Here is a 24369-nt window from a genome sequence, read left to right on the forward strand (position 1 = left end):
CATGGGTAGGAGGCCTTCCAGGACGGTGCGGACGGTGAACGGGAGTTCAGCGTCCGCAGCCCGGGGCCCGGGAGCGGGTGCGGCCGGGCACGCCCGGCCGGGTCTGCTGCGGGAAGGTCCCCCGCCGCGCGCGTGTGCCGGGGGCCGCCACCCGGACGAGGCCCAGGGCCGGGGCCGGTGCGGCCGGCACGACGGCGGCGGCCCCGCAGAGCAGGGCCACGGCGACGCCGAGCAGGGCGGCCGTCGTCGGGTCCGTGACGACGGGCAGCAGCCCGGCGGCGAGCGCCACCAGCAACGCGACCCACCAGGCCCGGAGTGCCACGTCCTCGACGCCACGCACCCCGTCGGTGACGGCGCAGGAGGTGCGGGTGCCGCCGCGGCGGGCGGCCGGACGTGAGCCCCGACGTGCTCGTCGTCGGTGCCGGACCGACCGGCCTCGCGCTGGCCCTGGCGCTGGTCCGGGCGGGGGTGGCCGTGCGGGTGGTCGACCGGCGGCCCGGCCCGGCCGGGGAGTCCCGGGCGCTCGACGTGCAGGCCCGGACCCTCGAGCTGTACCGCACCCTCGGGGTCGCCGGCCGGCTCGTCGACGCCGGGGTCCGGGTCCGCCAGGTCCGGGTGCAGCGGGGCCGCCGGGTGCTGGCCGTGCGGGACGTGAGCGACGCCGGGTCCGGGCTGAGCCCCTACCCCTACATCCTCTGCTGCCCCCAGGACACCCACGAGGAGCTGCTGGTCGAGGAGCTGCGGTCCACCGGGCTCGGGGTCGAGTTCGGCACGACCTGCGAGGACGTCCGCGCCACCGGCACCGGGGTGACGGCACGCCTGCGGACGGTCGACGGCCGGTGCGAGCAGGTGGCGGCCGCCTACCTGGCGGGCTGCGACGGCGCGCGCAGCACGGTGCGGGAGCTGCTCGGGACGCCCTACCGCGGCACCACCTCGGACCGGCGCTACGTCGTCGCCGACGTCACCGCGACGGGTGCGGCCGCCGCCCCGCCCGCGCAGGGCGCCTTCAGCTTCTGCCTCGGCCGCGACGACTTCCTCCTGGTCGTCCCCGCCCGGCCCGACGGCACCTCCCGCTTCGTCGGCCTCCTCCCGCTCGGTCTCGGCGGGCCGGACGCAGGCCCGGGCGAGGACGTCGGCTTCGAGGACATCCGCGACCTGGCCGAGGGCACGACGGGTACGCGGGTCGACGCCGTGCACTGGTTCTCGACCTACGGCGTCACCCACCGGGTGGCCGACCACCTGCGGACCGGTCCGGTGTTCCTGCTGGGCGACGCCGGGCACGTGCACAGCCCGCTCGGCGGCCAGGGCATGAACACCGGCGTCGGCGACGCCGTCAACCTGGGCTGGAAGCTCGCGGCGGTGCTGCAGGGGCGTGCGGCACCCGCGCTGCTGGACACCTACGAGCAGGAGCGGCTGCCCGTCGCGCGGGCGCTGGTCGCCACCACCGACCGGGTGTTCGACCTGGTGACGGGCTCCGGTCGCCGGGCCCGGCTGGCGCGTCACCTGCTGTTCCGCGGGCTGCTGCCCGCCCTGCTGCGCACCCGTGCCGGCCGCCGGGCCGCCGGGGCCGGCGTCGGGCAGATCCGGCTGCACTACCGGGCCGGCCCGCTCAGCGCCGGGCGTGCCGGCCGGGTGCGCGGCGGCGACCGGCTGCCTTTCGTCGACCTCGGCGGCGGGCAGGACACGCACGCGCCGCTGGCGTCGCTGGACTGGCAGGTGCACGTGCACGGCGACGTGCAGCCGGGGCTGGCCGCCGCGGCTCGCGACCGCGGCCTGGCCGTCCACCGCTGGCCGTGGTCGCCGGCGGCTCGGGCCGTCGGGCTGCGCCGCGACGCCGCCTACCTGGTCCGCCCGGACGGCTACGTCGCCCTGGCGGACCGGGCGCAGGACCCGGTCCGGCTGGCCGCCCACCTGGACCGGCTGGGCGTGCGGACGCGCGCCGCCGTCGATCCGCACGAGCCGTGGACGACCTCGTCGTCTACTCCGACCTCCCCCACGGCTTGTCGGTGAGCTGGGCCCTCCACCGCCGGTAGGGCCCCGGCAGGCAGACGGCGCACGGCCGGAAGCCCGCCGCGCGGGCGGTCTGCTCGTCGGCGAAGAACACCCAGGAGGCGACGTAGCCGCCCGCCGCGAGCGCCCGCAGGGCCGACGGGCAGTCCAGCCGGCCGTAGACGCGGGTCCGGCGGTGGCCGCCGAGGGTGCCCGGGCTGCGGCTGCGGACCGGTCGGCGGTCGGCACCCAGCAGCAGGTAGGGACCCTCGTCGCCGACCCGTCCCGAGCCGCTCACGCCGCCTCCGCGTAGCTCTGGACGCACGCGACGTCGAGGGCGAACTCGACGGGGAACGTCCCGAACAGCAGCTCACCGGCCCGCCGGGCGGCGGCCCGGACCGCCTCGGCGACCGGCTCGGCGAGCGCGGCCGGGGTCTCGACGATCACCTCGTCGTGCAGGAAGTAGACCAGGGCCGGGCGCACGCCGCCCACCTCGCCGAGGTCGCGGAGCCGTCGACGCAGGTCGGCGAGCCAGCACAGCGCCCACTCGGCCGCCGTGCCCTGCACGACGAAGTTGCGGGTGAAACGGCCCCAGTCGCGGGCCTGGCTGCGGGCCCGCCGCTGGTCGGTCGCCGTGGCCTCCGGCAGGCTGGCGAGCTGCTGCACGCGGTGCCACGACTCCGGCGGCGCCGGGGAGCTGCGGCCCAGCCAGGTGGTCACCACCTCGCCGCGCTCGCCGGCCCGTGCGGCCTCCTCCACCCAACCGGTCGCCCGTGGGTAGCTGCGCAGCAGCCGCGGCATCAGGTGACCCGCCTCCCCCGAGGTCGCGCCGTAGAGGGCGCCGAGCATGGCCACCTTCGCGTGCGCCCGGGTGTCGACCACGCCGTCGTCGACCAGCGCCTGGTAGAGGTCGCCGGCCCGGCTGGCACGGGCCATCGCCTCGTCGCGGGCCATGGCCGCCAGCACCCGTGGCTCCAGCTGGGCCGCGTCGGCCACCACCAGCCGGCGGTCGGGTGCCGCGACGACGGCCGCGCGGACCTGCTTGGGCAGCTGCAGCGCGCCGCCGCCCCGGGCAGCCCAGCGTCCGGTGACGACGCCCGCGGGCAGGTACTCGGGCCGGAACCGGCCGCCGCGGACCCACGCCTGCAGCCAGGCCCAGCCGTTGGCGCTGAGCAGCCGGGCCAGCTTCTTGTACTCCAGCAGCGGGGCGACGACGGGGTGGTCGAGCCGCTCCAGCTCCCACTGCCGGGTGGTGTCGACGGTGAGGCCCTGGGTGTGCAGCGCGCGCAGGAGGTCCGGGGCCGAGTCGGGGTTGAGCCCCGGCGCCGCCAGCAGGGTGCGCACCTCCGCCGCGAGCGCCTCCAGCCGCGCCGGCCGCCCGCCGGGCAGCGGCCGCGGACCGAGCAGGCGGGTGAGCAGCGCGGTGTGGACCGCCTCGTCGAACGGCAGCCCCACGGCCGTCAGCTCCGCCGCCACGAGCGCACCGGCTGACTCGGCGGCCAGCAGCAGCCGCAGCCGGTCGGGCCGGGTCGAGGCCGCGACGGCGTCCTGCTGCCGCCGGTGCTCGGCCACGACCTCGGCCAGGTCCGGCGTCCGGCCGTCGGCGGGGAGGTCGAGCAGGCTGGGCTCCCCGCTCCCCGCGAGGTCGGGGTCGGCGGGCCGCCACCGGTCGTCGTCGGGCAGCGGCCGGGCCAGGGAGCGGGAGCGCACCAGCACGGCGTGGGCCAGCCGCAGGTCCTGCGCGCGGCCGACGGACACCCCCGCCTCGAGCAGCGGCGGGTGCAGCACGGCCGTGTCGGCCCAGACCCAGCGCGGGCCGGCCCGTTCGAGCTCGGCGACCCGGGCCGGGAACGCCGGGCCCCGCAGCCGCTCGACGACCCCGGGGCGGCCCGCGGCGTCGAGCACGGCGAGGGCGACCCCGTCGTCGGCTCCGGCCAGGGCGATGTCCACGCGGGAACGATAGAGCCGGGCGCAGACAGCCGGCGCCCGCCCGGACGTGCCGGACCCTCAGAACGGTCAGACCCTCAGAACTGTCAGACCCGGCCGCCAGGATGGGCGGGACGGCGCGACCCGGCGGAATGAGGTCGCCGCGGCGAGGACCGTCCGGCAGGATCGGGAGCCGGCAGAAGGAGGGACGCCCGCGGATGGCGGACATCGAGGTCCAGGACCTGGGCAAGACCTACGTCGTGCCCGAGCGCGACGGCGGGGTCAGGGCGGCGCTCACCTCCCTAGTCCGCCGCCGCACCCGGCAGGTCCGGGCGGTGGCGGGGGTCAGCTTCGCGGTGGACCGGGGCGAGGTGGTCGGCTTCCTCGGCCCGAACGGCGCCGGCAAGACGACCACGCTCAAGATGCTCGCCGGCCTGCTGCACCCCACGACGGGCACCGCCGCGGTCCTCGGGCACACCCCGTGGCTCCGGGACCGCGGCTACCTCGGCCGGATGGCGCTGGTGATGGGCAACCGCAACCAGCTGCAGTGGGACATCCCCGTGCTGGACTCCTACCGGCTCTACCAGGCCATCTTCCGGATCGCGCCGGCCGACTTCAGCCGCCGGCTGGCCGAGCTGACCGAGCTGTTGGAGCTGGGCGACCTGCTCCGCAAGCCGGTCCGCAACCTCAGCCTCGGGGAGCGGATGAAGTGCGAGATCGCCGGCTCCCTGCTGCACTACCCCGCCGTGCTGTTCCTGGACGAGCCGACGATCGGCCTCGACGTGGCTATGCAGCGCCGGATCCGCTCCTTCATCGCCGAGTACAACCAGCGCACCGGCGCCTGCGTGATGCTGACCAGCCACTACATGGCCGACGTCGAGGCGCTGTGCCGGCGGGTGGTGGTCATCCACCGCGGCAGCCTGCTGTTCGACGGCGAGCTCTCCGCCCTGGTCGACCGCTTCGCGGCGCACAAGGTGATCACCGTCGCGCTCGAGGAGGGCAGCACCATCGGCGACGCGCAGCTCGCGGCGCTGGTCGAGGGCACCGTCACCGGCCGCACGCCCACCAGCGTCACCGTGCAGGTCCCCCGCGCCCACACCCCGACGGCGGCCGGCCGGCTGCTCGCCGCGCTGCCCGTGGTCGACCTGACCATCGAGGACCCCCCGATCGAGGGCGTCATCGAGGAGGTCTTCGCCACCCCGGCCGAGGAGCCCGCGGAGGAGGCCGGCCGTGACGGACGCTGAGCGGTTTCCCGTCCGGGAGGTCGACCGGCCCGGGACGGCAGCACCGCAGCCGGCCCCCGGGTTCTCCCCGGCCGCGCTCGGGCTGTACTACCGCCGTCAGTTCGCGTCGGCGCTGGCCAACAACCTGGCCTACCGGGGCGCGGTGGCGATCTGGGTCGTGACCAGCGTCATCCACCCGCTGGTCTTCATCGTGGTCTGGCGCACCGTGGCCGGCTCGGGCAGCACCGGCGGCTACACCGCCGACCAGTTCGTCGCCTACTTCCTGGTGATGATGGTCGTCGACCACCTGACCTTCATCTGGCACATGTGGGAGTTCGAGTACCGCATCCGGACCGGGGCGTTCTCCCCGCTGCTGCTGCGGCCCGTGCACCCGATCCACAACGACGTCTGCGAGAACGTCAGCTACAAGCTCGTCGGGCTGGTGGGCATCGTGCCGGCGGCCGTGCTGCTGGCCGTCGTCTTCGACGCCGACCTCACCGGGACGACACCGGCGACGGTCCTCGCGTTCCTGCCCGCGGTGCTGCTGGCCATGGTGCTGCGCTTCGTCGTCGAGTGGTGCGTCGCCCTGTCCGCCTTCTGGCTGACCAAGGTCTCGGCCCTGAACGCCGTCTTCTTCTCCCTGTTCACCTTCCTCGGCGGCCAGTTCGCGCCGCTGTCCGTGCTGCCCGGCTGGATGCAGGCGGTGGCCGCGTGGACGCCGTTCCCCTGGACGCTCGCCCACCCCGTCGAGGTCCTGCTGGGCCGGCGGACCGGCGGGGAGCTGCTGGTCGGCTACGGCGCCCAGCTGGCCTGGATCGTGGTCGCGCTGGTGGTGCTCCGGGTGCTGTGGAGCCGGGCCACCCGTCGCTACAGCGCGGTCGGGGCCTGAGGTGCACTCCCTCCGCGTGCTGCGCGCGTTCTTGACCGTGGGGCTGCTGAACATCGTCCAGTACCGCTCGGACTTCGTCATCGCCCTCGTCAACGCCGCGGTCAGCCTGGTGACCCAGGTCCTCGGGCTCTCGGTGATCTTCAGCAACACCGCCGACCTGCGCGGCTGGACGGCCGACGACCTGCTCGTGCTGATCGGGGTCCACTTCTTCATCAGCGGGCTGGTGGGGCTCGTCATCCGGCCCTCGATGGAGGCCCTGATGGAGGGGATCCGGCTCGGCACCTTCGACTTCCTGCTCACCAAGCCGGCCGACTCCCAGCTGCTGGCCAGCTCGCAGGTGGTGGCACCGCAGGCGGCGACCGACGTCGTCGTCGGGGTCGGGGTGGTGGCCTACGGGGTGTCCCGCACCGGCCTGACCCTCGACGCCGGGTCCGTGGCCCTGTTCCTCGTCACGCTGGCGGCCGGCTTCACCACCGTCTACTGCTTCCTGCTGCTGCTGTCCACGCTGGCGTTCTGGTTCGTCAAGCTCGACAACATCCTCGTGGTCTTCCAGGCCCTGTTCGGCAACGCCGGCCGCTGGCCCGTGCCCATCTTCCCGGCCTGGATGCGGCCGGTGCTCACCTTCGTGGTGCCGATCGCCTTCGCCGTGACGGTGCCCGCCCAGGCCCTGACCGGTCAGCTCACCGTCCGGGGCGCCCTGCTGTCCGTGGCCGTCGCAGCCGGGTTCCTGCTGGCCTCCCGGGCCTTCTGGCTGGTGGCCCTGCGCCGCTACACCGGCGCCTCGGCCTGAGGGGCGGACCGCCCCGCCTGGCGCCGCCCGCCCGGCCCCACCCGTCGACGACCCGGGGCGGAGGACCCGCCGGTCACGGGACCAAAGGCTGGGCCGCTGGGTGCTTTGTCCCCTGCCCGCCGTGGTGTGCGCGCGGGAGGATGGTTCTCACCAGGTGCTGCTCGGGGGCAGTCGACGACCCATCCAGGAGATCTCATGCCCCCCACGGGCCCACGCCGCCGCCCCTCCCCGGTGGCCGTCGCGACCCCGGACGACCCGCTGCCCGGCCGCCCGGCGTCGGGTCGCGATCCCGACCCGCTGACCCGCTAGCCCGCTGACCGCGGGCTCCGGCCCGCCGCCCGGCTCTGCCGCGCGCCCTCCCCGCACCACCACCCCCGCCCTCCCGCGCTGACGCACGCCCGCGTCACGCCGTCCGGTGCCCTCGCGGCCCGCCCAGGAGTCCCCCCGCATGATGCGCAAGCCCGTCGGAACCCTCACCGCCGTCGTCCTGGCCCTCGGCGCCGGCGCCCTGGCCGCCCCGCTCCAGGTCAGCACGGCCGTCGCCGCGGTGGCGCGGCCCGCCTCGTTCGCGTCGGTCACCTCCAAGCCCGGTCCCAACCCGGGCGAGGTGACCATCAGCTGGGTGCACGACGGGACGAGCACCACCCGCTACGAGGTCGAGACGGGCCTGACCAGCTTCAGCCGCACCGACCCGTCGATGCCGGTCCACGCCCGGGGCTGGAAGGTGTTCACCGCCCCGGCGGGCGCCCGCAGCCTCACCCTGAGCGCGGCGCAGACGGCGGCCGCGGGCGCCCCGGTCGGCTCCGCCAACCACCTCTACTTCCGGCTCCGCGCCGTCAACGCGACCTCGTCGGGTGAGGCGCTGCGCGACCACCCCTACCTGCAGACGGTCGGTGTGGCGCCGGCCGTGCCGGCCGCCACCGGGACCCCGTTGCGGGTCGGCCAGTTCAACGTCCGCACCGCGCGCGCCACCACCGACCCGCAGACCTGGATGGAGCGGGTGCCAGAGGTCAGCAAGCAGATCCTCGACCACCGCCTGGGCCTCGTCGCCCTGCAGGAGCTCGGCCCGGGGCGGGCCGACGGGGTGGCCGGCTCGACCGGAGGACGCCCGCGCCAGACGGACAGCCTCCTCACCGAGCTGAAGAACCAGGGCGGCGAGCGGTACAAGCTCATCCAGACCACCCCCTATGTCAAGGCGGGGACCGAGGCCAGCACCCAGGGCATGCGCATCCTCTACGACAGCGACCAGTACACGATGCTCAGCGACTGCGCCGACAAGACCGGCACCAGCGCCTGGAACGACGTGTGCACCATCGCGCTGCCGATCCGCCCCACCGGCGACAGCGACTCCGACCGGCGCAAGGCGGTCTACTCCCTCTTCGCCGACAAGGCCACCGGGGAGCGGTTCTACTTCGTCTCGGTCCACCTCGACGCGCGGCACTCCACCGACGTGGCCGTCGAGCGCACCTACGACCAGCTCCGCGCCGCGCAGATGGCCGCCGCCGTCGACGGCGTCGCCCGCCAGAACAGCACCGGCCTGCCGGTCGTGCTCGGCAGCGACATCAACACCTGGCAGAACAACAAGGTCGGCTACACCGCGCACGACGTGCTCGTCAGCAAGGGCTTCTACGACACCGCCGCCGCGGCCAGGACGACCAACCTGCGCTACACGACCATGAACGACTTCAAGACCACCATGGCCGACCCCGGCACGGGCTTCGGCTCGCGCCTCGACGTCCTGATGGCGAAGGGCATCACGGGCGCCGTCGCCTGGGAGAACGTCATGGAGGTGACCGACAGCACGCGGCCCTCGGACCACAACATGGTCGTCGCCGACCTGCGGCTGCCGACCACCGGTGACCAGCCCGGCGGCGGCACGGGGTCCGGCGGCGGCACGGGGTCCGGCGGCGGCAGCACCGACGCTCCCGACTACCGTCCCGTGACGGCCACCCGGCTCGTCGACACCCGGACCGGCACCGGCGCCCCGGACGCGCCGGTCGCGGCGCAGGGCACCCTCGACGTCACCGTCGCCGGCCGCGGCGGCGTCCCGGCCGAGGGTGTGGACGCCGTGGTGCTGAACCTGACCGCCGTCGGGGCCAAGGCCGCCGGCTACCTGACCGCCTACCCGTCGGGCACGACCCGCACCACCGCGTCCACGCTCAACTTCAGCACCGGCACCGCGATGGCCAACAGCGTCGTCGTGAAGGTCGGCACCAACGGGAAGGTCCGCCTCTACGGCTCCGCCGCCACCGACGTCCTGGTCGACGTGCAGGGCTGGTTCCCGACCGGGTCCCGCTACACCGGGCTCACCCCGGCCCGGCTGCTCGACACCCGCACGGGCACCGGCGCCCCCAAGGCGCTGGTCGGTGCGACCCGCAAGGTCGACCTGCAGGTCACCGGCCGCGGCGGGGTCCCGGCCTCCGGGGTCGGCTCGGTCGTGCTGAACCTGACCTCCACCGGGCCCACGGGCAGCGGCTACCTGACGGCCTACCCGGCCGGCGTCGCCCGCCCGGACGCATCCTCGCTCAACTTCGTCCCCTCCCGGTCGACGGCCAACGGGGTCGTCGTCAAGGTCGGCACCAGCGGCCGGGTCAGCCTCTACGTGTCCGCCGGCACCCACCTGGTCGCCGACGTGCAGGGCTGGTTCCCCACCAGCTCGGACCTGACCGGTCTGACCCCGGCCCGGCTGCTCGACACCCGGGACGGCACCGGAGCCGCGACGGCTGCCGTGGCCGCCGGCGGCCAGGTCGAGGTGCAGGTGACCGGGCGCGAGGGCGTCCCGACCGACGGCGTGACCGCGGTCGTGCTGAACGTGACGGCCACCCAGTCCACGAAGGCCGGGTTCGTCAGCGTCCGACCGACCGGCACGGCGAAGACCACCGCGTCCGACCTCGCGCTGGTGCCGGGCCGCTCCATCGCCAACCGGGTGATCCTGCCCGTCGGCGCGGACGGCCGGGTCACGCTGAGCTCCACGGCGCAGACTCACCTGGTCGCCGACGTGGTCGGCTACCTGGCCGGCTGACCCCCGGACCACCGCGCGCCAGACCCCCGGCCGGACGGTCGGGGGTCTGGCGCGTCCCGGCGCGCCGGGCTAGCCTCTTACTCATGCAGGTAACAGCCGGGGCGGGACCCTCCCCCGCGGCGGCGGCCCGTCGGGCGCAGGTCGTGGCGGCGACGCTGGAGGTGATCGCCGAGGCCGGCTACGCCGAGGCCAGCTTCGCCCGCATCGCCGCCCACGCCGGGCTCTCCAGCACCCGGCTGATCTCCTACCACTTCGCCTCCAAGGAGGCGCTGATCGGCGCCTGCGTCGAGGAGGTGGTGGGCGCGCTCGGCAGGGAGGTGGGGCGCCGGCTGCACGCCGAGACCACGGCCTCCGGGCGGCTGCGCACCTACATCACCGCGGTGGTCGAGTTCAGCGACGTGCACCGCCGGGAGATGAGTGCGCTGCTGCAGATCCTGCTCTCGGGCGCCTGGTCGACCGAGGTCGGCCCCGAGCCCGCCGCCGCCCCGCTGGAGGCCCTCCTCCGCGACGGCCAGCGGTCCGGGGAGTTCCGGGACTTCGACCCGGCCGTCGTCGCGGCCGCCGTGCAGCGCTCGGTGGAGGCGCTGCCGTTCCGGCTGGCGGTGCAACCGGACCTGGACTGCGCGGCCTGGGCCCGGGAGCTGGTCGAGCTGTTCGACCGCGGCACCCGCCGGGACCCCGCGTGAGCCTGCGGCGGCTCCCGGCCCGCACGTGGTGGCGGGCCGGGTCGCTGCTGCTCGGCCTCCTCGGCTCGACGCTGCTGTTCTACGCGCTCCGCGCGGCCGGGCTGAGCCTGCACGCCGCGCTGCTGAGCGCGGCGGTCCTCGGCGCGCTGCCGACGCTGGTCCGGTTGGCGCGCGGGCACCGGCCCCGCGGGCTCGAGGCGTTCTTCACCGTCATGCTCCTCGCCGCCGTCGGCGTGGCCCTGCTGCCGGGCGGCGGCCGGTTCGTCCTGGCGAAGGAGTCGCTGCTGACCGGGGCCACCGGCGTGTGGTTCCTGCTCAGCACCCGCTCGGCGCGGCCGCTGGCCTACCAGTTCGCCCGGCCGCTGACGGAGGGCCGCCTCGGCTGGCCGTCGGGCTGGGAACAGCTCTGGTCGGCGTCCCCGGCCTTCCGGCGCATGTGGCGGCGCGCCAGCCTCGCGTGGGGGGTCGGCACGCTGGCCGACGCCGTGGCGCGGGTGGTCCTCGTCTGGACGCTGCCGGCCGACCTCGTGCCGGCGTCGAGCCTGGCGCTCTTCGTGGCCACCGCGGTGCTGCTCAACCTCGGCACGACCGTCCACTACGCCCGGTGCGGCGTCTTCGACCGCCGGGGGCCGTTCCACCGGCCGGCCGCGCTGCCCGGCCGCGACGGGCTCCCGAGTGGCGGCGGCCGGCCGCCGGAACCCCTATCCTGAGCCCGATGCGACGAGACCGACCTCCGAGGAGAGCCCTGTCCACGCCGACGCCGGCCACCGGCGGACCGACCGGCCGGCGACGTTACCGGCTGCCCGTCCGCCAGCCGCTGCGCCTGCTGCTGATGGCGGCCCTCGCGGCCACGGTGGGCTCGGTCGAGATCGTCGTGCAGGTGGGCTTCGAGCTGCCCGTCGTCGTGCTGCAGGCGGGGATCACCCTGGTGGTCGTCGGCCTGCTGCTGCTGACCCTCGCCGTGGTGCAGCACCGGGGCCGGCAGTGGACGGCCCACCTCGACGACGCCGGCTTCGGCCTCAGCCGGCGGGGGCGGTTCGTCCAGCACCCCTGGACCGCGGTCGGCTCCGTCCGTCTCACCCGGGGACGCCGGATCACCGTCCTGGGGCGGGAGGGCCAGCGGCTGGAGTCCCTCGCCGTCGACCCCGCCGCCCTCGCCTCCGGCACCCTCGCCCAGCTGCTGGCCGACGCCGACGCCCGGCTCGCCGGCCGCGACGCCGGCTGAGCCCGCCGCGCGCCCCGGCCGACCAGGGCCCGGCGGCTACTCGTTCACCAGCACCGGCACCCCGACGGCGGCGGCCACGACCCGGTCGGCCACCCCCGCCGGGACCCCGATCGCGAAGGGGTGCGTCACGGGCGGTCGGCCCTCGGGGTGCTCGGCCCCGTGCTCGTCGGCGTGCTGGACGTGCCGGGCGGTGCCGAGCAGGCGCCCGTCCCGGTCGTAGAAGCCCGCCAGCACCTCGAGGTCCAACGTCGCGCTCACGTCGCTGGTGATCTCGACGGCACCCACCACCTCGTCGCGGGTCAGCCGCAGCCCCGTCAGCCGGTACCGGTCGTCGAAGGGCCCGGGTGCCGCCACGACGGTGCCGGGAGCGGGCGCCAGGGTGTCCAGGCTCGCGAGGGTCGGCTCAGCCGACGGCGCCGGCAGTCCCGGGAAGCTCGTCCGGGCGGCGGCGGCCGGGTCCGCCGGCTCCGAGGTGCGGACGACCTCCCAGGTCACGAGCAGCGCCGCCGCGAGGACGACGGCCGCCGCGGCGCCCACCAGCGGCCGGCGGGTGCCGGTCAGGGACGCGCCCCGGGCCCGGTGCTCACCGGTCCAGCCGCAGCGCCCGGGTGACCACGTCGAACAGCTCCGTGTTCTCCACCGTGTCCGCCAGCTCGCGGGACCGCGGCCCGGAGGCGAAGAGCGGGACGTCCTCCCCGGTGTGGTTGCCGGACAGGTAGGTCAGCCACAGGCTGGCGTCCGGGGAGCCGTCCTGCACCGACAGCGGGTCGTCCACGGTGCGGAAGGTGGCCGGGGCGAAGTTGGCGGGATCGGCCGCACCGGACCCGTTGACGGGGCCGGTGGAACGGGCCGGGTCCTGGGCCTGGCGCCCCCGCTTCGGCGTCGTGGTGCTGTTCGCGGGGTTGCCGGAGTCGGCGTTGGGGGGTGGGGTCTTCGCCTCGGCGTTGGTGAAGGTGCCCTTCTCGACGATCCCGAAGCCGGCGCACTCGTGGTCGGCGGTGACGACGACCAGGGTGTGGCCGTCCCGGCGGGCGAACTCCAGGGCGACCGCCACGGCGTCGTCGAAGGCCTTGATCTCCTCCAGCACCTGCGCCGCGTCGTTGGCGTGCGAGCGCTTGTCGATCAGCGCCCCCTCGACCTGCAGGTAGAAGCCCTTGCCCCGGCGGCTGCTCCGGTCGAGCAGCTCGATGGCCTTCTCGGTCATCTGGGGCAGCGACGGCTCCGCGGCCTGCGGCGCGGTGGGGTCGAGCCGCTTCGCCCGCTCGATGGTCAGGTTCCCCCGGTTGAACAGACCGAACACCCGCCGGCCGGACGCGGCCGCCAGGTCGGCCCCCGTGGCGACGGTCTGGGTGGCCGGGGAACCGAGGACGGTGTAGCCCTGGTCCTCCAGCGCCTCCTCGTCGGCCGCGTCGAAGCGGGACAGGCCGCCCCCAAGGATCACGTCGGCGGTCCCGTTCCGGGCGATCTGGTCGGCGACCGGGGTGACCCGCACGTCGGTGGTCGGCAGTGCCGCGCCGCCGGTGACCGCCGGCCGCTGGCAGCTGCCGGCGGAGTAGCTGGGCCCCTGGCACCCCCGCAGCAGCACGTGGCTCATCTGCCCGGCGGGGGTGGCGTCGGTGATCTCGGCGGTGGAGACGTTGCCGGTGCGGTAGCCGGCGTCCTGCGCCAGCTCCATCACGGTCGGCACGACGGCGCCCTTGGCGTCGACGCCGAGCGCGGCGTTGTAGGTCTTCACCCCGGAGGACCAGGCCGTGGCCGAGGACGCGGAGTCGGTGACGTACTCGGGCACGAAGTCCGGCTCGCCGGGCTGACCGGAGTTCTCCTGGACCGCGTAGGTGCGGACCTGCCCCACCACGGGCATCCGCTCCATGTTCAGGGAGCCCGCCGCGCCGTACCAGCGGTCCCGACCGGCGGTGACGTGGGTGCGCCCCATGCCGTCGCCCAGCAGGTAGATGACGTTGTCGACCCGGTTCCGGCTCCGGCCCGGTGCGGCCTCCGCCGCGACGACGGTCGTGGCCGTCAGGGCCACCGCGCTCACCAGGGCGGCCAGCGCCACCCGTCTGCGTCCGGTCATGCTCGTCTCCACCTCGTCGTGGTTCCGAGGCTCCCGCCGACAGGGTCGACGAGCGCCGCTCCTGGGGTCAGCCAACACCACCGCGCCTCCGGCGTCCAGGGGCGGAACGGGGACGCGCCCCAGCAGACGGGCCGGAGCCTGCTGCTGGGGCGCGCTGGGTCAGCCGCGGTCGCCCGGGGTCAGGGGACGACCGTGATCCGGTCCGCGGCCGGCGCGACCAGGGCCGGGTGGGCGCTCAGGTACGCGACGAACGCGTCGAGGTCGATCGGCCCGCCCGTCAGGCCGGTGCCCTGGGCGAAGACGTCGAACCCGTCGCCACCGGCGGCGAGGAAGTTGTTGACCGTCACCCGGTACGAGGCCGCCGGGTCGACCGGCTGCCCGGCGACCGTGATCTTCGAGACCTTGGAGCCCGGGGCCGCCGAGGTGGTCCACGTGTAGCCCAGCGTCGAGGACACCTGCAGCCAGGTCGGCTGCACGGCGGCGGTCTTCTGCTGCTGCTCCAGCACCGCGTCGAGCTGCGCGCCCGTCAGGGTGATGGTCTGCAGGATGTTCGCGAACGGCTGCACTGAGAACGCCTCACCGTAGGTGACCGGGCCCGCGTCGAGGTCGGCGCGGATCCCGCCCGGGTTCGTGATGGCGACCTGGGCGCCGTTGCCGGTGGTCGCGGCGAGCTGCGCGTCGGCGATCACGTCACCGAGCGGCTGCTCGGGCGCGCTCCCGCGGAGGAGGGCCCCGGTCGTGCTGCCGATCTGCCGGTTGGCCAGCGGCGCCGCCTGGTCGACCGCACGGTCGACGATGGCCTGGACCTCTGCGTCGGGGCGGACGTCCCGGGTCACGACGACGTTGGTGGCCCGGGTGCGGCTGCGGACGACGTCCTGGGTGCGGGTGCTGACGGCGAGGTCGACGACCGAGATGAGCCGACCGAAGGACAGGCCCTGGATCAGCGGCCGCGGGTGGCCGGCCGGGTCGGTCACGGTGCAGTTCTCGGCCTGGTGGGTGTGGCCGGCGAAGAAGGCGTCGACGCGGGCGGTCGAGCGGCTGGCGATCTGGCGGGCCAGCTGCTCCTCGCCGAGGTCGCAGGAGTTCGGGCTACCGGTGCCGCTGGTCTCGTCGCCCTGGTGCATCAGCACGACCTGGGCCTTGACGCCCATCGACTGGAGCAGCTTCGAGGTGCGGTTGATGGCGGCGACCTCGTCGGTGAACCGGAGCCCCGCGACGGCGGCGGGGGTGACGACGTCGGGCAGGTCGCGCAGCGTGACGCCGATGACGCCGATCTTCACCCCGCCCTGCTTCTGGATGCTGAAGGGCTGGAAGGCGCGCTTGCCGCTCTCGAAGGTGATGTTGGCGCCGAGGAAGGGGAAGTCGGTGCCCTCGTAGGAGGTCCGGAAGTCGCAGCCGTCGGTGGGGTGGCAGCCCCCGTGCTCGATCCGGCGCAGCTCGGCCAGGCCCTCGTCGAACTCGTGGTTGCCGACGACGGAGGCCTTGACCCCCATCGCGTTCAGGACCTCGACGGTCGGCTCGTCGTGGAACAGGGCGGAGGCGAGCGGCGAGGCGCCGATGCTGTCACCGGTGCTGAGCAGCACCGAGTTGGGGTGCCCGTAGCGCAGCATCTCGACGTGGCGGGCCAGGTAGGCGGCGCCACCGTTGTTCTCCAGGGTCTTCCCGCCGCCGATCTGCACGCGCGCGGAGGAGCCGGTGGGGTTGGCGAGGTTGCCGTGCAGGTCGTTGAAGCTCATCACGCGGACGGCGACGGTCTTCGGCTTGGCGCCGGGGCGGCGCGGGGCGGCGTCGGCGGCGACGGGGACCGTGATCGACAGCGCCACAGCGGCGGCCATCGACAGGGCACCGAGCCGGCGCGCGACGCGGGAGGGGGAGGACATGGGGAACCCTTCTGGGGCTGGAGGGGCTGGGGTGTCGGACCTCAGTGTGCCCCGCCCCCCGATCCCGGGTCCAGAGGGAGCAGATGACGCCCGGACGACGGCTCGGCGTCGGCCGGCGAACCCGCTTGCCGTCGACGCCCGCAGGCGTCAGGGTCGGACGGTGGACCCGACGGTGAGCGCGAACCGGGCCGTCTGGGAGGCGGCGTCGGCCAAGCACGTGCGCGAGTTCGACGAGCTGCTCGAGGACGGCCGCCGCGGCGGGTCGCTGGTGCCGGTGGAGCTGGCGGTGCTCGCTCCCCTGCTCGCCCCGGCTCCGCTGGTGGTGCACCTGCAGAGCGGCCACGGCCTCGACGACCTGGACCTCGTCCGGCACGGGGCCCGCGGCGTCGTGGGGGTGGACTACAGCACCGTCGCCGCTGGTGCGGCACAGCAGCGGTCCGCCCTGCTGACGTCGCCCTGCCACTACGTCGTCGCCGAGGTGCCGCGGGTGCCGCTGGCCTCCGGCTGCACCGACCTCGTCTACACCGGCAAGGGCGCGCTGATCTGGATGCGGGACCTGGACGCCTGGGCCCGGGAGGTCGCCCGGCTGCTCCGGCCCGGCGGGCACCTGGTGGTCCACGAGGCGCACCCGCTGGTCCCGCTGTGGACCTGGGACGCCGACGAGCCGCGGGTCCGGCCCGACCGCAGCTACTTCGCCCGCACCCACGTCAACGACAGCTTTCCCGCCGGTGGCGCGGTGGAGTGGCAGTGGTCGCTGGGTGAGCTCGTCACCGCGCTCGCCGGTGCCGAGCTGGTGGTGCAGCGGCTGGCGGAGCACCCCGAGCCGTTCTGGCGGCCGGGCGGGGTCGACGCCGCCGCGTGGGACGGGCGGCTGCCGAACACCTTCACCCTGCTCGCCGTGCACGGCTGACCCGGTGGAGACCGCGCGTCACCACCCGGCCGGCCGGGCCGCGTCGGCCGCGGCGGGCGACGAGCTCAGGGCGTCACGGGGTCAGACCATCATCTGCCGGGCCGTGGGCGGGATGGGCTTCGGCAGCTTGGTGGACCCGGACAGGTACTCGTCCACCCCGGCCGCGCAGGCCCGGCCCTCCGCGATCGCCCAGACGATCAGCGACTGACCGCGGCCGGCGTCACCGGCCACGAACACGCCTGGCACGTCGGTGGCGTAGTCGTGGTCGCGCTTGACGTTGCCCCGCTCGTCGAGGGTGACGCCGAGCTGGGAGATGACCGAGTCCTTCTCGGGGCCGACGAAGCCCATGGCCAGCAGCACGAGATCGGCGGGGATCTCCTGCTCCGTGCCCTCGACGGGGACGAGCTTGCCGCCCTCGAAGCGGACCTCGGACAGGGTCAGCGAGGTCACCCGGCCCTGCTCGTCGCCGTTGAAGCGGGAGGTGGAGACGGAGTAGATCCGCTCCCCCGCCTCCTCGTGCGCGGAGGAGACCCGGTAGGTCATCGGGTAGGTCGGCCACGGCTGGTGCGCGGGGCGCTCCTCGGGCGGGGTAGGCATGATCTCCAGCTGCCGGATGGAGGTGGCGCCCTGCCGGATCGCCGTCCCCAGGCAGTCGGCGCCGGTGTCGCCGCCGCCGATGATCACGACGTGCTTGCCCGCCGCCGAGATCGGGGGCTGCTCGATCTTGCCGCGGGCGTACCGGTTGGCGTGCGGCAGGAACTCCATCGCCTGGTGGATGCCGGTGAGCTCGCGGCCGGGCACCGGCAGGTCGCGGGCGACGGTCGAGCCGACGGCCAGCACGACGGCGTCGTAGCGCTCCTTGAGCTGCTGGCCGGTGATCTTCACCCCGACCTCGACGCCGCAGCGGAAGTTGGTGCCCTCGTCCTTCATCTGCTGGATGCGCCGGTCGAGGACGTACTTCTCCATCTTGAACTCGGGGATGCCGAAGCGCATCAGCCCGCCCGGCTCCTCGGCCCGCTCGAAGACGGCGACGGTGTGCCCCGCCCGGGTCAGCTGCTGGGCCGCGGCCAGCCCCGACGGGCCCGAGCCGATGACGGCGACGGTGCGGCCGGTGTGCCACTCGGGCGGCTGGGGCAGCACGCGGTGCTCGTCCCAGGCCTTGTCGATGATCGCGACCTCGACGTTCTTGATGGTGACCGGGTCGCGGTTGATGCCGACGACGCACGCCGTCTCGCACGGCGCCGGGCACAGCCGCCCGGTGAACTCCGGGAAGTTGTTGGTCGCGTGGAGCCGCTCGAGCGCCTCGTCCCAGTCGCTCCGCCAGACCAGGTCGTTCCACTCGGGGATCAGGTTCCCCAGCGGGCAGCCGGTGTGGCAGAACGGGATGCCGCAGTCCATGCAGCGCCCCGCCTGCTCGGAGATGATCGGCAGCAGGGCCCGCCCCGGCGTCCCGGGGTAGACCTCGTTCCAGTCGCGCACGCGCTCGGCCACCGGCCGCCGCTCGGCGACCTTGCGGGGCGTGGTGATGAACCCGCGGGGGTCAGCCATGGTGATCGTCCTTCGTCAGGTGCTGGAAGAGGAGGCGCCCTTCGACGGGCTCAGGGCTCGAGGACCGCGCGAAGGGTCCCGGGGCAACCCGGGAGCTTGCGGCGGAGTGCAGAGTCACCGGTCGGGGGGCGGTGGCCCAGGGCGTGGATGGGTCTGGCGGGAGCCCGGAGCCTGCGGAGGGCGGATGGTTGCCCTGGGACGGCGCCCCCCGACCGGCGACGGGCCGGACCACCGCCGCGGCAAGGGGCGCCCTACCCACGTGCGGCGTCCATCATCTTGACGGTGGTCGCGTCGTCGTCCAGACCCTCGGCCTCGGCGGCCTCGCGGGCCGCGAGCACCCGCGCGTAGTCGCGCGGCAGCACCTTGGTGAAGCGGCCCTTGGCGACGTCCCAGGCGGCCAGCAGGCCGCCGGCGACGTCGGAACCCGTCTCCTCGCCGTGCCGGACGACGAGCCCGTGGACCAGGTCCTCGTCCGCGGCGGTGAGCGGCAGCGCGTCGGCCATGTCGGTGTTCAGCAGCGACGCGTCGAGGTCGAGCACGAAGGCGATGCCGCCGGACATGCCGGCCGCGACGTTCCGCCCGGTGGAGCCGAGGATGACGGCCAGGCCGCCGGTCATGTACTCGCAGGCGTGGTCACCGGTGCCCTCGACGACGGCGGTGGCGCCGGAGTTGCGGACGCAGAACCGCTCCCCCACCTGGCCGCGGATGAAGATCTCGCCCGAGGTCGCGCCGTAGCCGATGACGTTGCCGGCGATGATGTTGTCCGCCGCCACGAAGGTCGCCGCCCGGTCGGGCCGCAGCACGACCCGGCCGCCGGAGAGGCCCTTGCCGAGGTAGTCGTTGCTGTCGCCCTCGAGCCGCAGCGTGATGCCGGCGGGCAGGAACGCCCCGAAGCTCTGGCCCGCGGAGCCGGAGAAGGTGATGTCGATCGTCCCGTCCGGCAGGCCCTCGCCCCGGGTCGCCTTCGTCACCTCGTGGCCGAGGATCGTGCCGACCGTCCGGTTGACGTTGCGGATCTTCAGCTGCGCGCGCACCGCCTCGCCGGACTCGAGCGCCGGCCGGCAGAGGTCGATGAGCATCTGGTCCAGCGCGAACTCGAGCGCGTGGTCCTGCTTCTTGGTGTTGTGCAGCGGGGTGCCCTCGGGCAGCTCCGGGCGGTGCAGCACCGGCGACAGGTCGAGTCCGTGCGCCTTCCAGTGCTCCTCGGCCGGGATGGTGTCCAGCGCCTCGACGTGGCCGACGGCCTCGGCGATGCTGCGGAACCCCAGGGCCGCCAGGTGCTCGCGCACCTCCTCGGCGATGAACTCGAAGAAGTTGACGACGAACTCCGGCTTGCCGGAGAAGTTCGCCCGCAGCTCCTGGTTCTGCGTGGCGACGCCGACGGGGCAGGTGTCGAGGTGGCAGACCCGCATCATGATGCAGCCGCTGACCACCAGCGGGGCGGTCGCGAAGCCGAACTCCTCGGCCCCCAGCAGGGCGCCGATGATGACGTCCCGGCCGGTCTTCAGCTGGCCGTCGACCTGCACGACGATGCGGTCGCGGAGCCCGTTGAGCAGCAGGGTCTGCTGGGTCTCGGCGAGGCCGAGCTCCCAGGGACCGCCGGCGTGCTTGAGCGAGGTCAGCGGCGCCGCTCCGGTGCCGCCGTCGTGGCCCGAGATCAGCACCACGTCGGCCTTGGCCTTGGAGACGCCGGCCGCGACCGTGCCCACGCCCACCTCGGCCACGAGCTTGACGTGCACCCGGGCGGACGGGTTGGCGCACTTCAGGTCGTGGATGAGCTGCTTGAGGTCCTCGATCGAGTAGATGTCGTGGTGCGGGGGCGGCGAGATCAGCCCGACGCCGGGCGTCGAGTGCCGGGTCTTGGCCACCCAGGGGTAGACCTTCTGGCCGGGCAGCTGGCCGCCCTCGCCCGGCTTGGCGCCCTGGGCCATCTTGATCTGGATGTCGTCGGCGTTGGTCAGGTAGTCCGACGTGACACCGAACCGGCCGGAGGCGACCTGCTTGACCGCGGAGCGGCGCTCGGGGTCGTACAGCCGGTCCTTGTCCTCCCCGCCCTCACCGGTGTTGGACTTGCCGCCCAGCCGGTTCATGGCGATGGCCAGGGTCTGGTGCGCCTCGAGGCTGATCGAGCCGTAGCTCATCGCGCCGGTGGAGAACCGCTTGACGATCGCGCTGACCGGCTCCACCTCGTCGAGGGGCACCGGGGTCCGGTCGCCCTTGAACTTCAGCAGCCCACGGAGCGTCATCAGCCGCTCGGCCTGGCTGTCGATGTGCGCCGTGTACTGCTTGAAGATGTCGTAGCGGCCCGAGCGGGTGGAGTGCTGGAGCCGGAAGACCGTCTCCGGGTCGAACAGGTGCGGCTCGCCCTCGCGGCGCCACTGGTACTCCCCGCCCACCGGCAGCAGCCGGTGCGCCAGCGGGATGCCGTCGGCCGGGTAGGCCCGCAGGTGCCGCTGGTGGACGGCGTCGGCCAGCTGCTCCAGCGTCACGCCGCCCAGCTTGGAGGTGGTGCCGGTGAAGTAGCGGTCGACGACCTCGCGGGACAGGCCGAGGGCCTCGAAGATCTGCGCACCGGTGTAGGAGGCGACGGTGGAGACGCCCATCTTGGACATCACCTTGAGCACGCCCTTGCCGAGCGCCTTGACCACGTTGCCGACGGCCTTCTCGGGCGCGACGGAGGTGTAGACCCCGTGCCGGGCCAGGTCCTCGACGGTCTCGATGGCCAGGTACGGGTTGACCGCGGCGGCGCCGTAGCCGATCAGCAGCGCGACGTGGTGCACCTCGCGCACGTCACCGGCCTCCACCACCAGGCCGACGTGGGTGCGGGTCTTCTCCCGCACCAGGTGGTGGTGCACGGCGGCGGTGAGCAGCAGCGACGGGATGGGCGCGAGCTCGCCGTTGGAGTGCCGGTCCGACAGCAGGATGATCTTCGCCCCGCCGGCGATCGCGTCGGAGATCTCGGCGCAGAGCTCGTCGAGCTTCTCGGTCAGGGCCGCCGCACCGCCGCTGACGCGGTACAGGCCGCGCGCGACGTAGGTGGCGTACTCGGTGTCGCCCGCCCGGTTGATCCGGACGATCTTGGCCAGGGCGTCGTTGTCCAGCACCGGGAACGGCAGCACCAGCCGGCGGCAGGAGACCGGGCCCGGCTCCAGGAGGTTCTGCTCCGGGCCGATGGTGTTGTACAGCGAGGTGACCAGCTCCTCGCGGATGGCGTCCAACGGCGGGTTGGTCACCTGGGCGAACAGCTGGGAGAAGTAGTCGAAGAGCAGCCGCGGCTTGTCGCTCAGGGCCGCGATCGGGGTGTCGGTGCCCATCGAGCCGATCGCCTCGGCGCCACCGGAGGCCATCGGGGCCAGGATCAGCCGCAGGTCCTCCTCGGTGTAGCCGAACACCTGCTGGCGACGGGTGACCGAGGCGTGGGTGTGCACGACGTGGTCGCGCTCGGGCAGGTCGGTCAGCAGGGTGCGGCCCTGGGCCAGCCACTCCCCGTACGGGGCCGCCGCGGCGAGCTCGGCCTTGACCTCCTCGTCGGAGATCAGCCGGTGCTGGTCGAGGTCGACGAGGAACATCCGGCCCGGCTGCAGCCGGCCCTTCTGGACGATCGTCTCGGCCGGGATGTCGAGGACGCCGGCCTCCGAGGCCAGCACGACGAGGCCGTCGTCGGTCACCCAGAAGCGACCCGGGCGCAGCCCGTTGCGGTCGAGCACCGCACCCACCTGGGTGCCGTCGGTGAAGACGACGCCGGCCGGCCCGTCCCAGGGCTCCATCAGGCAGGAGTGGAAGGCGTAGAAGTCGCGCCGGGCCTGGTCCATCACCGGGTTGTTCTCCCAGGCCTCCGGGATCATCATCAGCATCGCGTGCGGCAGCGAGCGGCCACCGAGGTGCAGCAGCTCCACCACCTCGTCGAAGGAGGCCGAGTCGGAGGCGTCCGGGGTGCAGATCGGGAACAGCCGCTCCAGGTCCCCGGGGATGAGGTCGGACCGCAGCAGGTTCTCCCGGGCCCGCATCCAGTTGCGGTTGCCCTTCACCGTGTTGATCTCGCCGTTGTGCGCGATCATCCGGAACGGGTGCGCCAGCTCCCAGGCCGGGAAGGTGTTGGTCGAGAAGCGGGAGTGCACGACGACCAGGGCACTGGCCATCCGCTCGTCCAGCAGCTCCGGGAAGACGAGCTCGAGCTGCTCGGTGGTGAGCATGCCCTTCCACACCAGGGTCCGCCCGGACAGCGAGGCGAAGTAGACGCCGGTCTCGTGCTGGACCCGACGGCGCAGGCAGTAGGCCATCCGGTCCAGCTCCAGGCCGCGCACCGGCTCGCCGGCGCTCGCCACCAGCAGCTGCTCGAACCAGGGCATGTTGGAGCGCGTGAGGTCCGACAGCGACGAGTCGTCGGTCCGGACGCGGCGCCAGCCGAGGACGGCGATGCCCTCCTCGGCGGCGAGCCGCTCGACGGCGGCCTTCGCCGCGAGCCGGGCCTGCTCGTCGGTCGGCAGGAACGCGTTGCCGACGGCGTAGGTCCCGGCCTCCGGCAGCTCGACACCGGCCTCGGCGCGCAGGAACGCGTCGGGCACCTGCATGAGGATGCCCGCGCCGTCGCCGGTGAGCGGGTCCGATCCGGTGGCGCCGCGGTGGTCGAGGTTGCGGAGCGCTTCGAGGCCCTTGTGGACGATGTCGTGGCTCGGCACGCCGGTCAGGGTGGCGACGAAGGCCACACCACAGGCGTCGTGCTCGAAGGCGGGGTCGTAGAGACCCTCGCCGGCCCGGGACCTGGGGTGAGCAGGCGCAACAGACATTTCGGACTCCCGTCGTCGAAGCCGGTGAGAGAGGCAGGGCTCTGTCACAGGATCTGGGTGAGCGGCATCGGCGCGCCCCCGGGTGCACGGAGGGGCCTGTTCACAAGGACTTCTGGGGACGGCACTGGCCCAGCGGTGCAGAAAGGCTAACGCACACTCTTCGCCCCCAGCGGCCCGTGGAGTTGCGCTGGGCGCCCCGGCGCGCGGGGTCGCTCCGGCCCGGGCTGAGATCTCCCGGCGGGGCGGTCGGTCACCGCCCGGAGCCGCTGTGATCGGCTGCAGCACGACGCATCTTCGCGTCGTCGGCGGTGGTGTGGTGCTGAGCACACCGGGGGCGACGGGCGGGACGCGGTGGCGTCGACCGTCGGCCCCAGCCTAGTCAGCCCGCGACGCCGGAGGCGAACGCGCGGACCGGCGTGGACAGCGGGCGGGTCAGGGAGCGGGGTCGCGCCCGGCGCGGCGGGCGTCGTCGGCGTCGACGGCCGAGGCGGTGGTGCTGGCGTCCACGTCGGCCGTGGTCCCGGCGTCGTCGGCCGGGTCCTCGAGCGGGCCGTCGACGTCGTCCGCGTCCCCCGCGTCGCCCGCGTCCGCACCGGCGGGACGGGCCTCGACCACGGCCTCCCGGCCTGGTCGGTTGCGGACCAGCCAGACGAACACGGCCGTGGCCACCAGGAACGCGATCAGGGCGGTGTAGTTGTTCAGCCGGAAGCCGCCGATCTCGTTGACCGTGTCGATTCGCAACGCCTCGATCCAGAACCGGCCGGCGGAGTAGAGCGCCACGTAGAGGGCGAACACCTTGCCGTGGCCGAGGCGGAAGCGGCGGTCGAGCAGCACGAGGACCAGGGCGACGGCCAGGTTCCACAGCAGCTCGTAGAGGAAGGTCGGGTGGAAGGTCGCGAACGAGGCGTAGCCGGCGGGCCGGAACTGGGGGTCGATCTCCAGCGCCCACGGCAGCGAGGTGGGTCGGCCGAACAGCTCCTGGTTGAACCAGTTGCCGAGCCGGCCGATGGCCTGGGCGACGAGCACGGCCGGCGCCAGCGCGTCCAGCAGGGGCGGGAAGCGGACCCCGCGCCGCCGCGCGACGACGTAGGCCCCGGCCGCCCCGCCCGCCACCGCACCCCAGATGCCGAGGCCGCCGTTCCAGATCTTCAGCGCGTCGACCGGGTTGCGGCCGGGGCCGAAGTAGAGCTCGTAGTCGGTGATGACGTGGTAGACCCGGGCGCCGATGATGCCGCACGGGATGGCCGCGACCAGCACGGTCTCCAGGCTCTCGGCCGAGCCGCCGCGGGCCCGCCAGCGACGGTTGGCGATGACCATCGCCACCACGATGCCGGCGATGATGCACAGCGCGTAGGCCCGGATCGGAAACGGTCCGAGGTACCAGACGCCGGAGCTGGGGCTGGGGATGGAGAGCAGCACG

Annotated in this window: 18 protein-coding genes; 9 read left to right on the top strand and 9 right to left on the bottom strand. The window is 74.3% G+C overall.

Annotated elements, in window-relative coordinates:
* Positions 1-46: 46 nt before the first annotated feature.
* Positions 47-322, bottom strand: coding sequence for a DUF6412 domain-containing protein (locus BLT72_RS11450; RefSeq protein WP_157720448.1), 276 nt, complete (start codon positions 320-322; stop codon positions 47-49).
* Positions 323-393: 71 nt separating this feature from the next.
* Between BLT72_RS11450 and BLT72_RS11455 the strand changes: the two genes are divergently transcribed.
* Complete coding sequence (locus BLT72_RS11455) at positions 394-2010, top strand: FAD-dependent oxidoreductase (RefSeq protein ID WP_091413018.1); 1617 nt, start codon at positions 394-396, stop codon at positions 2008-2010.
* Here the strand turns inward: BLT72_RS11455 and BLT72_RS11460 are convergent.
* Together BLT72_RS11460 and BLT72_RS11465 are read right to left on the bottom strand one after the other, a co-directional pair.
* Positions 1979-2287: an Ada metal-binding domain-containing protein gene (locus tag BLT72_RS11460; protein ID WP_091413019.1), complete on the bottom strand. Its 309-nt coding sequence runs from the start codon at positions 2285-2287 to the stop codon at positions 1979-1981. The two genes, BLT72_RS11455 and BLT72_RS11460, sit on opposite strands and share 32 nt — an antisense overlap.
* The gene (locus tag BLT72_RS11465) at positions 2284-3939 is read right to left on the bottom strand and encodes a bifunctional 3'-5' exonuclease/DNA polymerase (protein ID WP_091413020.1); all 1656 of its coding nucleotides are present in this window, start codon (positions 3937-3939) and stop codon (positions 2284-2286) included. Before BLT72_RS11465 ends, BLT72_RS11460 begins: the two co-directional genes overlap by 4 nt.
* Before the next feature lie 194 nt (positions 3940-4133).
* On the opposite strand from BLT72_RS11465, the gene BLT72_RS11470 reads away from it, so the two are divergent.
* From BLT72_RS11470 to BLT72_RS11500, 7 genes are all read left to right on the top strand, one after another.
* Complete coding sequence (locus BLT72_RS11470; RefSeq protein ID WP_091413021.1) at positions 4134-5159, top strand: ABC transporter ATP-binding protein; 1026 nt, start codon at positions 4134-4136, stop codon at positions 5157-5159.
* Positions 5146-6027 carry an ABC transporter permease gene (locus BLT72_RS11475; protein ID WP_091413022.1) on the top strand — a complete coding sequence of 294 codons (882 nt, stop codon included), beginning with the start codon at positions 5146-5148 and terminating at the stop codon, positions 6025-6027. The genes BLT72_RS11470 and BLT72_RS11475 overlap by 14 nt, the downstream gene beginning before the upstream one ends.
* A gap of 1 nt (position 6028) precedes the next feature.
* Positions 6029-6817, top strand: a complete 789-nt coding sequence (locus BLT72_RS11480) for an ABC transporter permease (protein WP_091413023.1) — start codon at positions 6029-6031, stop codon at positions 6815-6817.
* Between the two features lie 448 nt (positions 6818-7265).
* Positions 7266-9839 carry an exonuclease/endonuclease/phosphatase family protein gene (locus tag BLT72_RS11485; protein ID WP_091413024.1) on the top strand — a complete coding sequence of 858 codons (2574 nt, stop codon included), beginning with the start codon at positions 7266-7268 and terminating at the stop codon, positions 9837-9839.
* A gap of 83 nt (positions 9840-9922) precedes the next feature.
* Positions 9923-10525 (top strand): TetR/AcrR family transcriptional regulator, encoded by a 603-nt coding sequence (locus BLT72_RS11490; protein ID WP_197677003.1) that lies wholly within the window; start codon positions 9923-9925, stop codon positions 10523-10525.
* Positions 10522-11235 (top strand): VC0807 family protein, encoded by a 714-nt coding sequence (locus BLT72_RS11495; RefSeq protein WP_091413026.1) that lies wholly within the window; start codon positions 10522-10524, stop codon positions 11233-11235. The genes BLT72_RS11490 and BLT72_RS11495 overlap by 4 nt, the downstream gene beginning before the upstream one ends.
* A 122-nt stretch (positions 11236-11357) precedes the next feature.
* Entirely contained in the window at positions 11358-11750 is a 393-nt protein-coding gene (locus BLT72_RS11500; protein WP_091413027.1) for a hypothetical protein, read from the top strand.
* Between the two features lie 36 nt (positions 11751-11786).
* Here the strand turns inward: BLT72_RS11500 and BLT72_RS11505 are convergent, their stop codons facing one another.
* The 3 genes from BLT72_RS11505 to BLT72_RS11515 all read right to left on the bottom strand — a co-directional run bounded on the left by BLT72_RS11505 (position 11787) and on the right by BLT72_RS11515 (position 15704).
* The gene (locus BLT72_RS11505; protein WP_091413028.1) at positions 11787-12287 is read right to left on the bottom strand and encodes a hypothetical protein; all 501 of its coding nucleotides are present in this window, start codon (positions 12285-12287) and stop codon (positions 11787-11789) included.
* A gap of 46 nt (positions 12288-12333) precedes the next feature.
* The gene (locus BLT72_RS11510; RefSeq protein WP_091413029.1) at positions 12334-13824 is read right to left on the bottom strand and encodes an alkaline phosphatase; all 1491 of its coding nucleotides are present in this window, start codon (positions 13822-13824) and stop codon (positions 12334-12336) included.
* A gap of 179 nt (positions 13825-14003) precedes the next feature.
* A complete protein-coding gene (locus BLT72_RS11515; RefSeq protein ID WP_231929993.1) occupies positions 14004-15704 on the bottom strand; it encodes a bifunctional metallophosphatase/5'-nucleotidase in 1701 nt (566 codons plus the stop codon).
* A 160-nt stretch (positions 15705-15864) separates the two neighbouring features.
* Between BLT72_RS11515 and BLT72_RS11520 the strand changes: the two genes are divergently transcribed.
* On the top strand, positions 15865-16614 hold the full coding sequence (locus tag BLT72_RS11520; RefSeq protein WP_157720450.1) for a class I SAM-dependent methyltransferase: 750 nt from the start codon (positions 15865-15867) through the stop codon (positions 16612-16614).
* A gap of 81 nt (positions 16615-16695) precedes the next feature.
* Here BLT72_RS11520 and BLT72_RS11525 read toward each other — a convergent pair whose 3' ends face one another.
* The 3 genes from BLT72_RS11525 to lgt form a co-directional block, all read right to left on the bottom strand.
* Positions 16696-18162 carry a glutamate synthase subunit beta gene (locus BLT72_RS11525; protein WP_091413031.1) on the bottom strand — a complete coding sequence of 489 codons (1467 nt, stop codon included), beginning with the start codon at positions 18160-18162 and terminating at the stop codon, positions 16696-16698.
* A gap of 251 nt (positions 18163-18413) precedes the next feature.
* A complete protein-coding gene (gene gltB / locus BLT72_RS11530) occupies positions 18414-22949 on the bottom strand; it encodes a glutamate synthase large subunit (RefSeq protein WP_091413032.1) in 4536 nt (1511 codons plus the stop codon).
* Between the two features lie 432 nt (positions 22950-23381).
* Positions 23382-24368 (bottom strand): prolipoprotein diacylglyceryl transferase, encoded by a 987-nt coding sequence (gene lgt / locus BLT72_RS11535; RefSeq protein ID WP_091413033.1) that lies wholly within the window; start codon positions 24366-24368, stop codon positions 23382-23384.
* Position 24369 lies beyond the last annotated feature (1 nt).

Source organism: Friedmanniella luteola, assembly GCF_900105065.1.
Taxonomy (GTDB): domain Bacteria; phylum Actinomycetota; class Actinomycetes; order Propionibacteriales; family Propionibacteriaceae; genus Microlunatus; species Microlunatus luteolus.

Coding starts and splice junctions, on each gene's coding strand:
- BLT72_RS11470 (WP_091413021.1), top strand. CDS start 4,134: ATGGCGGACATCGAGGTCCAGGACCTGGGCAAGACCTACGTCGTGCCC.
- BLT72_RS11485 (WP_091413024.1), top strand. CDS start 7,266: ATGATGCGCAAGCCCGTCGGAACCCTCACCGCCGTCGTCCTGGCCCTC.
- BLT72_RS11490 (WP_197677003.1), top strand. CDS start 9,923: ATGCAGGTAACAGCCGGGGCGGGACCCTCCCCCGCGGCGGCGGCCCGT.
- BLT72_RS11500 (WP_091413027.1), top strand. CDS start 11,358: ATGGCGGCCCTCGCGGCCACGGTGGGCTCGGTCGAGATCGTCGTGCAG.
- BLT72_RS11510 (WP_091413029.1), bottom strand. CDS start 13,824: ATGACCGGACGCAGACGGGTGGCGCTGGCCGCCCTGGTGAGCGCGGTG.
- BLT72_RS11515 (WP_231929993.1), bottom strand. CDS start 15,704: ATGTCCTCCCCCTCCCGCGTCGCGCGCCGGCTCGGTGCCCTGTCGATG.
- BLT72_RS11525 (WP_091413031.1), bottom strand. CDS start 18,162: ATGGCTGACCCCCGCGGGTTCATCACCACGCCCCGCAAGGTCGCCGAG.
- gltB (WP_091413032.1), bottom strand. CDS start 22,949: ATGTCTGTTGCGCCTGCTCACCCCAGGTCCCGGGCCGGCGAGGGTCTC.